This is a genomic window from Candidatus Photodesmus katoptron Akat1, from assembly GCF_000478685.1.
Lineage (GTDB): Bacteria > Pseudomonadota > Gammaproteobacteria > Enterobacterales > Vibrionaceae > Vibrio > Vibrio anomalopis.
On the sequence record NZ_AMSD01000001.1, the window covers coordinates 167,297 to 184,774 of the forward strand.

At 32.4% G+C, this 17,478-nt stretch carries 12 protein-coding genes; 1 reads left to right on the top strand and 11 read right to left on the bottom strand.

Going from position 1 to position 17,478, the window contains the following annotated elements; all coding sequences use genetic code 11:
• Nucleotides 1–23: 23 nt before the first annotated feature.
• The 10 genes from O1U_RS00760 to secA form a co-directional block, all read right to left on the bottom strand.
• Nucleotides 24–908: a MinD/ParA family protein gene (locus tag O1U_RS00760; protein ID WP_016503504.1), complete on the bottom strand. Its 885-nt coding sequence runs from the start codon at nucleotides 906–908 to the stop codon at nucleotides 24–26.
• Between the two features lie 12 nt (nucleotides 909–920).
• Complete coding sequence (gene flhF, locus O1U_RS00765; RefSeq protein WP_016503505.1) at nucleotides 921–2,273, bottom strand: flagellar biosynthesis GTPase FlhF; 1,353 nt, start codon at nucleotides 2,271–2,273, stop codon at nucleotides 921–923.
• Nucleotides 2,274–2,305: 32 nt separating this feature from the next.
• On the bottom strand, nucleotides 2,306–4,405 hold the full coding sequence (gene flhA, locus O1U_RS00770) for a flagellar biosynthesis protein FlhA (protein ID WP_016503506.1): 2,100 nt from the start codon (nucleotides 4,403–4,405) through the stop codon (nucleotides 2,306–2,308).
• A gap of 174 nt (nucleotides 4,406–4,579) precedes the next feature.
• Entirely contained in the window at nucleotides 4,580–6,673 is a 2,094-nt protein-coding gene (pnp, locus tag O1U_RS00775; protein WP_016503507.1) for a polyribonucleotide nucleotidyltransferase, read from the bottom strand.
• 306 nt (nucleotides 6,674–6,979) lie between these two features.
• Nucleotides 6,980–7,249 carry a 30S ribosomal protein S15 gene (rpsO, locus tag O1U_RS00780; protein ID WP_016503508.1) on the bottom strand — a complete coding sequence of 90 codons (270 nt, stop codon included), beginning with the start codon at nucleotides 7,247–7,249 and terminating at the stop codon, nucleotides 6,980–6,982.
• A gap of 143 nt (nucleotides 7,250–7,392) precedes the next feature.
• Nucleotides 7,393–10,614 carry a carbamoyl-phosphate synthase large subunit gene (gene carB / locus O1U_RS00785; RefSeq protein WP_016503509.1) on the bottom strand — a complete coding sequence of 1,074 codons (3,222 nt, stop codon included), beginning with the start codon at nucleotides 10,612–10,614 and terminating at the stop codon, nucleotides 7,393–7,395.
• A gap of 22 nt (nucleotides 10,615–10,636) precedes the next feature.
• Entirely contained in the window at nucleotides 10,637–11,776 is a 1,140-nt protein-coding gene (gene carA, locus O1U_RS00790) for a glutamine-hydrolyzing carbamoyl-phosphate synthase small subunit (protein ID WP_034411361.1), read from the bottom strand.
• 152 nt (nucleotides 11,777–11,928) lie between these two features.
• Nucleotides 11,929–12,708: a 4-hydroxy-tetrahydrodipicolinate reductase gene (dapB, locus tag O1U_RS00795; RefSeq protein WP_016503511.1), complete on the bottom strand. Its 780-nt coding sequence runs from the start codon at nucleotides 12,706–12,708 to the stop codon at nucleotides 11,929–11,931.
• A 97-nt stretch (nucleotides 12,709–12,805) separates the two neighbouring features.
• Nucleotides 12,806–13,207, bottom strand: coding sequence for an 8-oxo-dGTP diphosphatase MutT (mutT, locus tag O1U_RS00800; RefSeq protein ID WP_016503512.1), 402 nt, complete (start codon nucleotides 13,205–13,207; stop codon nucleotides 12,806–12,808).
• Between the two features lie 10 nt (nucleotides 13,208–13,217).
• Nucleotides 13,218–15,902 carry a preprotein translocase subunit SecA gene (secA, locus tag O1U_RS00805; protein ID WP_040356492.1) on the bottom strand — a complete coding sequence of 895 codons (2,685 nt, stop codon included), beginning with the start codon at nucleotides 15,900–15,902 and terminating at the stop codon, nucleotides 13,218–13,220.
• Nucleotides 15,903–16,101: 199 nt separating this feature from the next.
• Between secA and O1U_RS00810 the strand changes: the two genes are divergently transcribed.
• A complete protein-coding gene (locus O1U_RS00810) occupies nucleotides 16,102–16,521 on the top strand; it encodes a DciA family protein (RefSeq protein ID WP_016503514.1) in 420 nt (139 codons plus the stop codon).
• A 5-nt stretch (nucleotides 16,522–16,526) separates the two neighbouring features.
• Here the strand turns inward: O1U_RS00810 and lpxC are convergent, their stop codons facing one another.
• On the bottom strand, nucleotides 16,527–17,444 hold the full coding sequence (gene lpxC / locus O1U_RS00815; protein WP_016503515.1) for a UDP-3-O-acyl-N-acetylglucosamine deacetylase: 918 nt from the start codon (nucleotides 17,442–17,444) through the stop codon (nucleotides 16,527–16,529).
• Between the last annotated feature and the right edge of the window lie 34 nt (nucleotides 17,445–17,478).

Here is a 17,478-nt window from a genome sequence, read left to right on the forward strand (position 1 = left end):
GTAAGTAATAGTAATCGCTTTATTCAACGAATAATTCTCCTAAAAAAACCAGATTTGTTTAGTAATCTTTCTATAAAAAATTCTAAGTGACCATTTGGAACATCTGGTGTAGGCCATGAAAGAATCTTGTTTGCTAATGCAGTAATTGCTAATGCTGCTGGAGAACGAGGAAAAGCATCAACTACAATTTTTTGTTTTTTAACTGATTGACGAACTTTATCATCTAATGGGATACATGCCACAAAATCAAGACTGACATTCAAAAATCTTTGAGTAACTAAAGTTAATTTAGAAAACAATTCCCTGCCTTCACGATAACTTCTAAGCATATTTGCAACTACTTTAAATCTTTGTACTTGATGCTCTCTACTTAACAATTTGATTAAAGCATAAGCATCCGTAATAGAGGTAGGCTCGTCACATACCACCACAAGTACATTCTGTGCAGCTCTTGAAAAACTAATGACCATATCTGAAATACCCGCAGCCGTATCTATTAATAGTATTTCTATTTCTTCCTCTAATGTACTAAATGCTCGGATCAATCCAACATGTTGTGTATGAGATAGTTCTGTCATACTTCTCGTTCCTGAAGTTGCTGGAATAATTTTAATACCATAAGGACCTTCAATAACAGCATCTTTTAATGTACATTTTCCTATTAAAACATGGCCTAAATTAAGTTTAGGTCGAATTCCTAACATTACATCAATATTAGCTAAACCTAAATCGGCATCAAATACCATCACCTTTTTCCCTTGACGAGCCATACAAATTGCTAGACCTAAAGTTATGTTAGATTTGCCTACCCCACCTTTACCTCCAGTCACAGCAATCACTTTAGTTGATAAAGGTCTCGCTAAATGACGTAAACCGCTAGCCTGGTCACGTATTGTATTATTTGTCATAATTTTTTCTGCCTAACGTTTATCATCTGAATTACTATTCCAATAATAAGGTTCATTGTCTATTGATTTCTCTAGTAATTCATTTGCTTTCGCTACCATATATTTTGGTTTTGCTAAAACAATATCTTCTGGTACTCGTTGACCATTTGCTATATAAATAACAGGCAATGCGTTTTGAACTACTGCGCTTACGAATTCTCCTAATCCTAATGATTCGTCAAGTTTAGTCATTATACAACCAGAAAGTGGAATTCTTCTAAAGTGTTCTATAGTTTCTTGTAATACTTTTCTTTGAGCAGTTGCAGATAACACAAGGTAACTATAAATTATCTCATTGCTTTCTTGCATTAAGGTATCTAATTGCTCTGATAAACGTACATCACGTTGCCCCATCCCAGCAGTATCAACTAAAATCAATCGACGATTTTTTAATTGTTCGATAACACTAGCTAATTCATTGGAATCTTTAGCAATTCTTACAGGACATCCCATAATTTTCCCATAAATTGAAAGTTGCTCATGTGCACCAATACGATAAGTATCAGTAGTTATTAATGCAACATTATTTGAACCATATTCCATTGCTGCTCTTGTAGCTAATTTTGCAATAGTTGTGGTTTTGCCTACACCAGTTGGACCTAGTAAAGCAACTATTCCACCACGTTTCAAAATATCATTTTTTGGTACTGGAATTTGATCAGCAATTAAACTAAGCAAGGTTTTCCAGGCTTTTTTTGGTGGAGTGTTTTCTGGAATATAACAAGCTAGCTGTTCTGAAAGTTCAGAAGCAACTCCCATTCTTTCTAACCGTTTTATTAACATTGCACGTAAAGGTTCTCGACGTTCTACCTCTTGCCACATTAATCCAGAAACTTGATGTTCAAGTAAATGACGCATAGATGTCATTTCTTGACGCATATTTTCTAGTCCTTCTGATACCGTTTGAGCTAATGGAGCATTATTATTAATCACTTTTCTATGAGAATTTGAAAAAAACTTATCATTTTTTTGTTGTTTTTTAAAAATATCAGATAAAGATTTTTCATTCTTAAAATTATTTTTATGGTATACTTTTTGACTAGTTTGACTGGCTTCAGCATATTGCTTTAGCATGTCAGAAAAACAGTTTATAGATTGAGTAGTATTAGATTGTAAAGTAACTTGATCTTCCTTTAATTGACGTTTAAAAGGATCATAGATATTTGTTGAACGAATATTAATTTGTTCACTATCAACTGCTGCAATAATCTCTACACCATTATCAATTTTTTTATTTGACATAATTACAGCTTCAGAACCTAATTCTTCTTTTACTTGAAGTAGAGCAGAACGCATGTCTTTTGCAAAAAAACGTTTAATTTTCAAAATAAATATCCATCATTAAAATTATGCATCGATTAATTGCCAATCGTTTGTACAATTCGGATCTCTTTCTCATCTGGAATTTCTTGATAAGAAAGAACCCTTAACGAGGGAATAGTATTCTTAACAAACTTAGCTAGTGTAGTACGCAATATACCAGATGTTAGCAGTATAGCAGGCTCCCCTTTGAGTTCTTGTTCTTGAGTAACTTTACTTAATGATGTCTGCAACCGTTGTGCTAATCCTGGTTCTATAATACCTAATGATTCTTCAGATGAAACTTTCATACTCTTATTTAATACTTGCTCTAAATCCGGAATTAAAGTAATAACTGGTAATTCTATCTTTACCCCATTGATTTCTTGAATAATTAAACGTTTTAATGAAATTCGGACAGCCGCTGTTAAAATATCAGATTCCTGACTTTTGCTAGAGTACTCTGATAAAGTTTGGACAATTGTTTTTATATCTCGAATGGGAACAGCTTCATTTAATAAATTTTGTAAAACTTTAACTACAACTCTAAGAGGTAATTGTTCAGGAATAAAGTTCTCAACTAATTTTGGTGCAGTATGAGATAAGATTTCTAATAAATTCTGTACTTCTTCGTATCCAATTAATTGAGATGCATTATTAGTCAATAATTGACTTAAATGCGTAGCTAATACCGTTGATGCATCTACCACTGTATAACCTAATGCTTGAGCATGTTCTCGTTGTTCTTTTTGAATCCAAGCAGATTCCAAACCAAATGCAGGATCTACAGTTTTTTCACCTTTAATATCACCATGTACTTGCCCTGGATTAATCGCAAGTTCTTGATTGGGTTTTATTTCTGATTCTCCAACTATAACACCCATTAAAGTAATTCGGTAACGATTTGGTGTTAACTCTAAATTATCTCTAATATGAACTGCAGGGATAAGAAACCCAAAATCTTGAGAAAGTTTCTTGCGTACACCTTTAATACGATCTAACAATTCACCATTTTGTTCACGATCGACTAATGGAATGAGTCTGTAACCTACTTCTAAACCTATAGAATCAACAGGTTGTACATCATTCCATGATAATTCTTTCTGCATTAATACATCATTAGATTTTTTTATATCAAAAGTTTCTTTGATTGCTAATTTTTTTTTCTGTTTAATAAAAATCCAATATACACCAGCAGTCGATATAATAGCCAATAACAAAAATGGGAAATGGGGCATTCCTGGTACTAATCCCATTATACCTAAAATAAAAGAGGTAATCATAAGTGATTTAGGGTTATCAAATAATTGAAATATAACTTGCTGACTCATATCTTCATCAGTATTTTGACGTGTTACCATAATAGCTGCACCAATTGAAAGCAATAAAGAAGGAATTTGTGCTACTAGGCCATCTCCAATAGTTAATAAAGTATAAATTTCTACTGCTTTATTTAATTCTAAAGAATACTGGACCATTCCAATCAAAAAACCGCCAATAATATTAATAAATAAAATTAAAATACCAGCAATAGCATCACCTTTGACAAATTTAGAAGCACCATCCATTGAACCATAAAAATCAGCTTCTTTAGTTACTTCAAAACGACGAGCTCTTGCTTGGTCTTGATTAATAAGACCTGCATTTAAATCAGCGTCTATAGACATCTGTTTTCCAGGTAAAGCATCAAGGGTAAAACGTGCACTTACTTCAGAAATACGACCTGCCCCTTTGGTTACAACCATAAAATTAATAATCATTAATATAAGAAATACAACCAAACCAACAGCATAATTTCCACCAATCACTACATGACCAAAAGCTTCAATAACACTACCAACAGAACCAGATCCTTCATGACCATGAAGAAGCACTATACGTGTTGATGCAACATTAAGAGCTAATCTAAGTAAAGTAGCAATAAGGAGAATAGTTGGAAATGCAGAAAAATCTAATGGTCGGCGCGTATACACCGTCACCAATAATACTACCATAGACAAAGCAATATTAAATGTAAAAAATAAATCAAGAATTAAAACTGGCACAGGTAAAACTATCATAGCCAGCGTTGCTAAAACAACTATAGGAGCACCTACTGTTGGCATAGAGTTTTTAGATATCACTGGTATGTTTTTAAAAAATGAGAGACTATTTTTCATAAAATTAATTAATAATACTATTGTTCCTGATCAACTATTTAAATAAAATTATTCAATAACTAAAAAATCATTAAGTCCTGTAGATAAAACAGAAAGCTTCAAAAGCATAAAAAGAGAGTAAAATACTCTCTTTTTATGCTTAATTCCTTAAAAAAAATAGCATTGATAACTTTCTTAGCTGTTTTTTATAGCTTCTTTCATACTTAATCGGATACGACCATGACGATCAATTTCAAGCACTTTAACTTGCACTTGCTGACCTTCCTTTAAATAATCAGATACTTTTTCTACATGAGAATTAGAAATTTGAGAAATATGAACCAAACCATCTTTTCCTGGAAGAATACTTACAAATGCACCAAACTCAGCTAAACGAACAACCTTTCCTACATAAATAATGCCAACTTCAACTTCAGCTGTTAAAAATTTAATGCGATTAATTGCATTTTCAGCTTGTTTACTAGAAGTTGCAGCGATTTTAACAATACCATCATCCTCAATTTCAATTACAGTACCAGTTTCTTCGCAAAGAGAACGAATAACCGTTCCACCTTTACCAATAACATCACGAATTTTATCCGTATTAATCTTCATTGTATGAATACGAGGGGCAAACTGAGAAATTTCTTTACGTGAACTAGAAATAGCTTTATTCATTACAGCTAAAATATGTTTACGTGCAGAATGAGCTTGGTAAAGGGCAACTTGCATAATATCTTTGGTTATACCTTCAATTTTAATATCCATTTGTAGTGCAGTAATACCATTAATAGTACCTGCCACTTTAAAATCCATGTCACCTAAATGATCTTCATCACCAAGGATATCAGAAAGAACAACGAAATCTTCCCCTTTCTTCACTAACCCCATAGCTATACCTGCCACAGCAGACTTAATTGGTACACCGGCATCCATAAGAGCCAAAGAAGTTCCACAAACAGAAGCCATTGAAGAAGAGCCATTAGACTCAGTAATCTCTGAAACTACACGAACTGTATATGGAAATTCTTCAATAGAAGGCATTACTGCAGAAATAGCTCGTTTAGCTAATTTACCATGACCAATTTCACGACGTTTAGGAGAGCCAACAAAACCAATTTCACCCACACAGTATGGCGGAAAATTATAATGTAATAAAAAATAATCTTTATGTTCACCTGTTATTTCATCAATAACCTGAGCATCACGTTGTGTTCCTAAAGTTACAACTACAAGTGCTTGAGTTTCACCACGAGTAAATAAAGAAGAACCGTGAGTCCTAGGAAGAATACCAGTACGCACATCTAAAGCACGAATCATCTCTTTTTCTCGACCATCAATACGTAAACTGCCGTTGAGAATACGATCACGTACTACATTTTTTTCTAATTCAATCAAAATGGATAAAATATCACGCTTACATAGTTCATTATTTTTCTCAAGTAACTCTTCAATAGTATCGTTTTTTATTATATTAATCTGTTCATAACGATTTATTTTATCATTAATTTGATACGCCTTAATAAGGCGAGTTTTAGCTAGTTTAACTATGTGATTTTTTAGTTCTGTATTAACTATTGGAGCTTTCCATTCCCACAAAGGAGTTGCAACTACATCTGCAAATTGATTAATCTCATTAATTAATACCTGTTGTTGCTCATGACCAAATACGATTGCTGATAACATTTCTTCTTCAGACAGATTATCAGCCTCTGATTCTACCATTAACACTGCATTATCAGTACCAACAATGACTAAATCAAGTCGAGAATGTTTTAACTCTATATTGCTTGGATTTAAGACTAATTTATTATCAATATGGCCAATACGTGCAGCACCAATAGGACCTTTAAATGGAATACCAGAAATAGAGAGAGCTGCTGAAGCACCAATAATTGCTACTATATCAGGTTGAACATCTGGGTTTAGTGACATTACTGTTGCAATAACCTGTATTTCATTTGTAAACATACTTGGAAATAATGGACGAATTGGACGATCAATCAGACGAGCTGTTAATATTTCAGCTTCAGAAGGTCTACCTTCACGTTTAAAGAACCCCCCAGGAATTTTGCCTGCAGAATAAGTACGTTCTTGGTAGTTCACTGTTAAAGGGAAAAAATCTTGTTCCTCCATTGCTTTTTTATTACCAACTACAGATACAAATACTGTTGTATCATCCATAGTTACTATTACTGATGATGTAGCTTGACGTGCAATTACACCAGTTTCTAAAGTAACTGTATGATTACCGTACTGAAAAGTCTTAACAACTGGTTTTTTGAACATTCTCATTCCTTGCTAAGTATTAAATTAAGTATAAATTAAATTAAATTGAATAGACTCTACAAACTAGAAATTAACTCTGGAACTAAATAAAAATAATCGAACTTATTTTGCCTTACTTTTAGTTTTTTTAATCCCTTTAATAAAAATTTCTTAACGTTAATAATGCTAATATATGGTCAATTATAAATTGTAGAAGCTAGCTAAAATGTAGTATAAACTACTTGTAAAGAATTTTGGAAAGTTTATAGAGAATAAAAAAGGAGCAAAAGCTCCCTGAAAAATTCAAACCGTTCCTTTGATTTCTACTTATCTGCGTAACCCTAATTTTTTAATTAAATCTTGATAACGAAAATGGGACTTGTTTTTTAAATAATCAAGAAGTTTCCGACGGCGAGAAACCATAAATAAAAGGCCACGACGACTATGATGATCTCCTTTGTGAACTTTAAAATGGGATTGAAGATGATTAATGGTTCCTGTAAGCAAAGCAACCTGAACTTCCGGTGAACCAGTATCAGCCTTACCTCGAGCATATTGAGCAATAATCACTTTCTTACTTCCTGTGCTTAAAGACATAATATATTCCTAGAATCAAATTATTTTAAATGTAACAACCAAGCGTTTATTTCTAGGTCACTACTCTAATTAGTGAGAGATTGTAAAAAAAACATCTAATATAGCAACTCTCTTCTTATTCAACTTTTAACATAATACAAAACTTATTTTTTATGCAATTCTTGTATTGAAATTAATAAATTAGAATAATTACTAGCGCTATGTGCCATACAGGTTGCAAACGCCGCATTTAAGGTAGTAGCATAGTTCACCTTTTCTGTTAATGCAGCACGTCGGAGAATTTTTGAATCCTTAATTGCCTGACGACCAGAAACAGTATTTACGATATAAGTATATTCATTATTTTGTATACGATCAAGAACATGAGGATGTCCTTCATGTACTTTATTAACTATACGAGGATTCATACCCGCTTCTCTAAGAACAATCGCAGTACCATAAGTCGCATCTAGTTCATAACCAATTTTTTCTAATTTTAATGCTAAATCAGCAATTCGCCCTTTATCACCTTTACAAACAGAAAGAAGTGCGCGTTTAATACCTTTATTAGAATATACATTACCACAACTTAACTCTGCCTTAGCGTATGCTTCATTAAATATTTTACCAATACCCATAACTTCACCAGTAGATCGCATCTCTGGACCTAATAATGGATCGACGTTAGGGAATTTATTAAAAGGAAACACAACAGCTTTAACTGAATAATGGGAAGGGATAATTTCCTTAGTAAAATTTTGAGATTTAAGAGATTGACCTAACATAACACGGGCTGCAATTTTTGCAATCGGCACTCCAATTGCCTTAGATACAAATGGGATTGTACGTGCTGCTCGAGGATTAACTTCAATTAAATATACCTCATTCTTCTTAACTGCAAATTGTATATTCATTAAACCTAAAATATTGAGTTCAAATGCAAGTTTTTTTGCTTGTTTACGTATAATATCCTGAATTTCTTGACTTAATGTGTATGCTGGTAGGGAACATGCAGAATCACCAGAATGAATGCCAGCTTGTTCTATATGTTCCATAATACCAGCTATAACAACATGCTTACCATCACAAATAAGATCTACATCAAGTTCAACCGCATCATCAAGAAAAGCATCAAGGAGTACTGGTAACTGACTAGATAAACTAACAGCTTCTTTAAAATAACGACATAAATCTTGTTTATCATAAACGATTTCCATTGCGCGACCACCAAGAACATACGAAGGACGAACTACGAGTGGAAACCCAATTTCTTTTGATTGCTCAATCGCTTCTTTTATTGTATTAATAGTTGCATTTTTAGGTTGAAGTAAACCCAAATGATTCACTACTGACTTAAAATGTTCACGATCTTCAGCATAATCGATGGAATCAGGACTTGTACCCAATATTTGAATACCAACCTCCTCAAGAGAACGAGCTAACTTAAGTGGTGTTTGACCACCATATTGAATGATAATACCTTTAGGTTTTTCAATACGCACAATAGATAAAATATCTTCTAATGTGATTGGTTCAAAATATAACCGATCAGAAGTATCATAATCGGTAGAAACCGTTTCAGGATTACAATTTACCATAATTGTTTCATAACCATCTTCTCTCAATCCTAAAGATGCATGGACACAACAATAATCAAATTCAATTCCCTGACCAATACGATTCGGACCTCCTCCAAGTATCATGACTTTTTCTTTATCAGTAGGATCTGATTCACATTCATCATCATAAGAAGAATACATATAGGCTGTTTTAGTAGAAAATTCAGCAGCGCAGGTATCAACACGTTTATAAACAGGATGAATATCATATTGATTACGTAAAGAACGGACATCTTTTTCAGTTACTCCAACTAATTTAGATAAACGAGCATCAGAAAAACCTTTACGCTTCATTTGAGTCAAGTTTTCTTTATCAAAACCAGAAAATCCTATGATTTTAATTTTTTCTTCTAATACAATTAGTTCTTCAATTTGCATTAAGAACCAACGGTCAATTTGTGTTAAATGATAAACTTTATCAATAGACATTTTTGCTCGAAAAGCATCTGCTATATACCAAATACGCTTGGAGCTTGCTTGTTTTAATTCATAGCAAATTTTTATCAATGCCTCTGGATCATTTAGGTTAACAATTTCATCAAAACCGGTGACACCTACTTCTAATCCGCGTAATGCCTTCTGTAATGATTCTTGTTGGTTACGCCCAATAGCCATTACTTCACCTATTGACTTCATTTGGGTTGTTAATCGATCATTCGTACCAATAAATTTTTCAAAATTGAAGCGAGGAATCTTAGTTACTACATAATCAATAGTAGGCTCAAAAGATGCAGGCACTATACCACCAGTAATATCATTCATGAGCTCATCAAGAGTAAAACCTACAGCTAATTTTGCAGCGACTTTTGCAATAGGGAAACCTGTTGCTTTTGATGCTAAAGCAGAGGAACGAGATACACGAGGATTCATTTCAATAATAACCATACGTCCATTTTTCGGATGAATAGCAAACTGTACATTTGAACCTCCAGTTTCAATTCCTACTTCACGCAATACAGATATTGAGGCATTACGCATAAATTGATATTCTTTATCAGTCAGAGTTTGAGCTGGCGCTACAGTAATAGAATCACCAGTATGAATACCCATTGGATCAATATTTTCAATTGCACATACAATAATACAGTTATCTGATTTATCACGAACTACTTCCATCTCGTATTCTTTCCAACCAATCAGTGATTCATCAATTAGTAGTTCATGTTTTGAAGAAAGACTAAAACCACGGCAACAAATATCATTAAACTCTTGTTTATTGTAAGCGATACCACCACCAGAACCCCCCATAGTAAATGATGGACGAATAATACAAGGGAAACCGATCATCTCAACAATACGATCAGCTTCGTCCATGGTTCTAGCTATATCAGAATAAGGAGAATCTAAGCCAATAGATTTCATCGCATTATAAAAACAAGCTCTATCTTCTGCTTTATTAATACTTTTTGCTGTTGCACCAATCATTTCAACAGAGAATTCTTCTAGAACTCCATGTTTATCTAAATCTAATGCACAATTAAGCGCAGTCTGTCCACCCATTGTAGGAAGTAGAGCGTTTGGACGATCTTTTTTAATAATACGGCGTACGATTTTCCAGTCAATTGTTTCAATATAAGTTACATCGGCTATATCAGGATCAGTCATAATAGTAGCAGGATTAGAATTTACTAGGATAAGCCTATAGCCTTCTTCACGTAAAGCTTTACAAGCTTGAACGCCTGAGTAATCAAATTCGCAAGCTTGACCGATCACTATAGGTCCAGAACCTAGAATTAAAATACTTTTAATATCAGTACGTTTTGGCATTTATCTAAACTCCAAATTACGGCTACATATACTGTCTAATTAAATCTACAAAGTAGTCAAATAAAATAGATGCATCATGCGGACCAGCACTGCCTTCCGGATGACCTTGAAAACTAAAAGCAGGTTTATCTGTACGATGAATACCTTGCAAAGAACCATCAAATAAAGATTTATGTGTTGGTATCAAATTCTTAGGTAATGTATAAGGATCAACTGAAAAACCATGATTTTGTGATGTAATCATTACTAGACCACGTTTAATGTCTTCAACAGGATGATTGACTCCATGATGACCAAATTTCATTTTTATAGTTTTTGCACCAGATGCTAATGCTAATATTTGGTGTCCTAAACAAATACCAAAAATAGGTATGCTTTTCTCTAAAAATATTTTAGTTGCTTCAATGACATTGTTGCATGCTTCAGGATCACCAGGACCATTAGATAAAAATATTCCATCTGGCTTTAATGCTAATATCTCATCAACTAGAATTGTTTCAGGCACTACTGTCAAATGACAACCACGATCAACAAGCATCCGAAGAATATTACGTTTTACACCTAAATCATAAACAACGACATGATATGGCAATTCAGTATTATCTTTATATTTAGAATATTTTGTTAAGCATGCACAAGAACCTTGTCTCCACTTATATATCTTATTAGTGGAGACTGATTTTATAATCTTCATTCCTTTTAAACCAGGAAATTTCCTTACCTTAGATAACACCTTTGTTCGATCAAATTTTTTATTACCAGCAATAATACAAGCATTCTGAGCACCTTTCTCACGAATTATTCGAGTTAATTTACGAGTATCAATACTAGCAATACCAACAATTTTTTTAAATTTTATATAATCTAAGATGGATTGTTCGCTACGAAAATTTGAATGAGCTATAGGAAGTTCACGAATTACAATTCCTTGTGCATGAATTGAAGAAGATTCTTCATCCTCTTGATTTACCCCAGTATTACCTATATGAGGGTAAGTAAAAGTAATAATTTGTTGATAATAAGAAGGATCAGTAAGAATTTCTTGGTACCCTGTCATTGAGGTATTAAAAACCATTTCACCAATAGATATACCTGATACTCCAATAGAAACACCACTAAATTCTGTACCATCTTCTAAAAACAAGAATGCCGATTTACTCAAGATATCCTCCAGAATAAAAACATACAACTAAGATTTTGTTACAATTACAGCAATAAAGAAAACATAATTTTTATATGATCTAAACCCTATTTTTAACGATCGATAAAAAATTATTTAAAACCAAAGTTCAATTTAGAATTAAGAAATAAATATTAAAGACCTAAAACATCTGTCATAGAAAATAAACCTGAACTTTTATCAGATAACCAAAGAGCTGCTGCAATAGCACCATTAGCAAACATCATACGATCAGTAGCTTTATGGACAAGTTCTACTCGTTCACCAGTGCCAAAAAAAATAGCCGTATGCTCACCAACTAGATTACTAGCTCTAATAACTGAAAAAGAAATTTTATTTTTGGACATCTGATGAAATACATCATCTTTAGAATTTTCCCTCATAGCATCAACGATGATATCTCTCATAGCAATAGCAGTACCAGATGGCATATCTACTTTATGACGATGATGAGCTTCAATGATCTCAATATCACAAAAATTCCCTATTACTTTAGATGATATTTCTAATAATTTAAAAAGCAAATTAATTCCAACACTGTAATTTGGAGAGATCATAACTGCTATTTCTTGTGCTGCTTCATTGATTAAAAAACGTTCTTTATCACTGAAACCTGTAGTACCTATAACTATCTTCTTTTTATATTTTTTACATAATTCAATATTTTTCAAAGTACTTTCTGGAGTTGTAAAATCTATTAAGATCTCAAATTTTTCTGCTGATTCCTCAAAATTATTTGTCAAAATAACTCCAATGTTTTTTTCACCGAATAATTTGCCAATATCCATACCAATAGACGAAGAATTAGCGGATTCAAAAGCAGCATTTACCATTATATCACGATGATTTAATGCTGATTTTACTACGCAAGAACCCATACGACCCATTATACCTGAAATACCAATTTTTACCATTGTATCCTCATATTGTATGTAATACTCATTAACTGAGTTTAAGCTGTATAAGAGTAATAGTAATTAAAGAGAGAATTTATCAGGATAAGCAAATAAATTAAAAACTATTCTTTTTACTTATCCTATCTATGATAGATATATTTGCTTTAGGAAAACGATAATTTTTTAGGTTGCTTAGCTTTATCCAAACTCCTTTCTGTCCCTCACGTCCATATGGTTCATTTTCAAATAAAGATACCAAAAAAAAATCAAATTGAAATAAGGTTCCCTGTTCCTTATAAATTGAACGTTCAAAATGATTTAACTTTATAACTACTATCCCTACTTCTTCCTTTAATTCCCTAATAAGAGCTTCTTGATAACTTTCTCTAGTTTCTACTTTACCACCAGGAAATTCCCAATAACCAGTTTTTTGAACATTTTTATGACGCTTAGTAATAAAAACCTCAGTTCTTTTTGGATTTAGAATAATGCCAGCAACAATTTTCAAAGGTTTCATTTATATAGATTCATTTCTTTATCCTACCATGGCAGTGCTTAAATTTTTTACCACTTTCACATGGACAAGATTCATTACGACCAACTTTACGTTTTTTATTAAAAATAAATTGTTTTTTTTTGCTAGAAAACGACTGTTTCTGATTTATAAAAGTACTATTCTGTGAATAATTTTGAGATTCTATGCTTTTAATATCTTGACTTTTTATAGAAAACTTTGAGAGTATAATGATTACATCAAATTTAAGTGAATCTAAAAAATTTTCAAACAATTCAAAGGATTCACGTTTATATTCTTGATTAGGATTTTTTTGAGCATAACCGCGAAGGTGAATTCCTTGACGTAAATGTTCCATTGCAGATAAATGTTCCTTCCAAAGGATATCAAGTGTTTGTAACATAACTGACCTTTCAAAATTACGCAGAATCGTTGTGCCAATTATTTTTTCTTTCTGTTTATAAACTTCAACTGCTGAGAATAAGATCTTATCAAATAGATCTTTTTCAGTTAATTCAGTGTCTAGATTTAACCAAGATCTAATTGATATATCCAGATTAAAATCCCTTTTTAATCGATTTTCAAGAGAAAGCACATCCCAACTATCTTTAGGAGATCGAAAAGGAATATATTCACTCATTACTGATAAAAAAACATCACTACGATTCTGTTTGATCATTTGACTAATATTATCAATATCCATCAGTTCATCTCGAAGCTCATACACTACTTTGCGTTGCTCATTTGCCACATCATCATACTCAAGTAATTGTTTTCGAATATCAAAGTTACGACCTTCTACTTTACGTTGAGCTTTTTCAATTGAACGCGATAACATTTTACTTTCGATTGCTTCTCCTTCATCCATTCCACCTTGAATTAAACTTACTACACGGCTAGGCGTAAAAATTCGAAGTAATGAATCCTCCATAGATAAATAGAAACGAGATGAACCTATATCACCTTGACGACCTGCACGACCACGTAACTGATTATCAATACGACGAGATTCATGACGTTCAGTACCAATGATATGCAATCCTCCAGCATTAAGTACTTTATTATGATTAATTTCCCAATCAGCTTTGATTTTATTAATTTCCTCTAAGGTAGGATTATCTAATAATTCAACTTTAGATTTCCAACTACCACCTAATACAATATCAGTGCCACGACCAGCCATATTTGTTGCAATTGTAACTGCACTAGGCATACCAGCTTCAGCAATGATATCTGCTTCACTTTCATGAAACTTGGCATTTAATACATTATGTTTAATTTTTGCCTTACTAAGAGCATTAGAAAGTAACTCTGATTTTTCTATAGAAACTGTACCAACTAAGCAGGGTTGTCCTTTAATTACGCGTTTTTTGATGTCTTGAATAATTGCATTAAACTTTTCTAGTTCAGTACGATAAATAACATCAGGCATATCATTACGAATCATTAATTTGTTGGTTGGAATGACTACTGTTTCTAAACCATAAATTGAATGAAATTCAAATGCTTCAGTATCTGCAGTTCCAGTCATACCAGATAATTTTTCATATAAACGAAAATAATTTTGAAATGTGATTGATGCTAAAGTTTGATTTTCATTTTGAATATTAACCTTCTCTTTAGCCTCTATTGCTTGATGAAGTCCTTCTGACCAACGACGGCCTGGCATTGTTCGACCTGTATGCTCATCAACAATAATCACTTCACCATTTTTAAGAATATAATCAACATTTTTTTCAAATAGTATATGTGCACGCAAAGCAGAATCAATATGATGCAATAAACCAATATTTTTTGGAGAGTAAAGCGTATCATCTTTAGTCATTAGATTATTTTTAATCATTAATTTTTCTACAAAATCATGACCTGTTTCAGTTAAATAAACCTGCTTGGATTTCTCATCAACTGTATAGTGACCATTGCCTCGATATTCCATTGAATCTTCTCGATCCTGTTTTTTCAACAAAGGAATTAAGGAATTAATACGTATATAAAGATCAGAACTATCTTCTGAAACACCAGAAATGATAAGAGGAGTGCGAGCCTCATCAATTAAAATTGAATCTACTTCATCAATAATAGCAAAAGAACGCTCCTTTTGAACACGATCATCATGACAAAAAGCCATATTATCACGAAGATAATCAAAACCAAATTCATTATTTGTTCCATACAAAATATCAGTTTGATAAGCTTCTTTTTTTTCTTTATGCAACATATTAGATACATTTATACCAACATTCATATCAAGAAACTGAAAAAGAGGACGATTAACCTCTGCATCACGTTTAGCTAAATAATCATTTACTGTTACAATATGAACACACTTACCGGTTAAAGCATTTAAGTAAGCTGGCAAAGTAGCTGTTAAAGTTTTACCTTCACCTGTACGCATTTCTGCAATTTTCCCTAAATTAAGTACTAAACCACCCATTAATTGAACATCAAAATGACGCATTCCATACACGCGTTTTGAAGCCTCACGTAATGTTGCAAATGCTTCAGGAAGCAAATTATCTAAATGTTCACCCTGGTTTATACGTTGACGAAATTCAGTTGTTTTTAATTTTAAATTAGCATCAGAAAGTTTTCTAAATATAGATTCATAGTTATTAACTTCTTGGACAATTTTATTAAGGTGACTTAATACTCTATCATTTCGACTACCAATTAACTTCGTTAACAGCTTAGTGATCATTTCCAAAAAATCTCTCTTTTTAAGTAAGTAAATTCAATTGATTTCGGTTATGCTTTGTGAAACATTTAATTGAATAAATTCTACTGACAATAAGAAATACCACAAGTACATTTTCGAATAATTTAATTTACTACTTCTATTATTTCCTAATAATATATATTAACATGGTGCAAATTATTAATTTTTATTAAAAGTTCCTATGAATCAAAACAATACAGTTTTAATTAATAAACTTATGTTAGACCCTGGTTTTAGTCGGATTCTGAATCACTGTAAAAAAATCCTAGAAATTGACCAGTATCTTAAAAAAAATCTTCCTGAAATCATAGTTTCCTATTGCCGAGTAGCAAATATTAGAGATAATTGTTTAATTATAGAAGTTGCCAATGCTGGGTTAAAAATACTAATTAATTCTGAGATGTCAGGGATTTTAAAACAATTGAAAAAAGCTGGATTTACCTATCTTATGAAACTCAAGGTAAAGGTTAATCCTAACCTATATAATGATCTGAATAAGAAAAAATCTCCAAAACGATATCTATCTGACAACACAAAAGAATCGCTAGCAAACCTTAAAAACCTGATCTCTTTAAATATTCAAAAAAAAGCAATAAAATAGACTAACTAAACTGATAATAACCTAGATTTACCAAACTCGATTGGTGAACCAATTGTTTCTTCAAATGTAACTAATTCCCAAGCATCCTGGTCTGAAAGCAAACAACGAAGCAGTTGATTATTTAGTCCATGCCCAGATTTATAAGCACGAAATTCTCCAATAATAGAATGTCTACACATGTACAAATCACCAATAGCATCAAGAACTTTATGAGTAACAAACTCATTTTCAAAACGAAGGCCTTCTTCATTCAAAATCCGATATCTGTCTAGTACAATTGCACAATCAAAACTTCCACCTAAACATAAGTTCTTTGAACGAAGATATTCAATATCATGCATAAAACCAAAAGTTCTAGCACGGGAAATTTGTTTTACAAAAGCCTGAAATGAGAAATCAAAATGTAAATTCTGCTGATCAACATCAATTGCAGGATGGTTAAAATCAATTGTAAAATTAATACGAAAACCATTATAAGGGACAAATTCAGCCCATTTATCCCCATCTTCAAAACGCACTACCTTTTTTATACGAATAAAGCGTTTAGGAGAATTTAATGGTTGAATACCAGCTTGTTGTAACAAAAAAACAAACGGAGTAGCACTACCATCCATAATAGGAATTTCTGGTGCATCAACTTCCACAATAATATTATCAATGCCAATTCCTGCAAGTGCTGCATTTAAATGTTCAACCGTTGAAATACGCACACCTGCATCGTTTACTAAGGCAGTACACAACATAGTATCACGAACAGATCCAGGATCAGCTAGAAGATCTACAAAAGGATTAAGATCCGTACGACGATAGATAATACCAGAATTTGCTGAAGCAGGACGAAGAGTAAGAGTAACCTTACGACCGGAGTGAAGTCCTATACCAGTAGTTTTAACAATTTCTTTTAGAGTACATTGTGTAATCATATGCTTGCCTCAAAAAGCATCATAAATTGTAGTT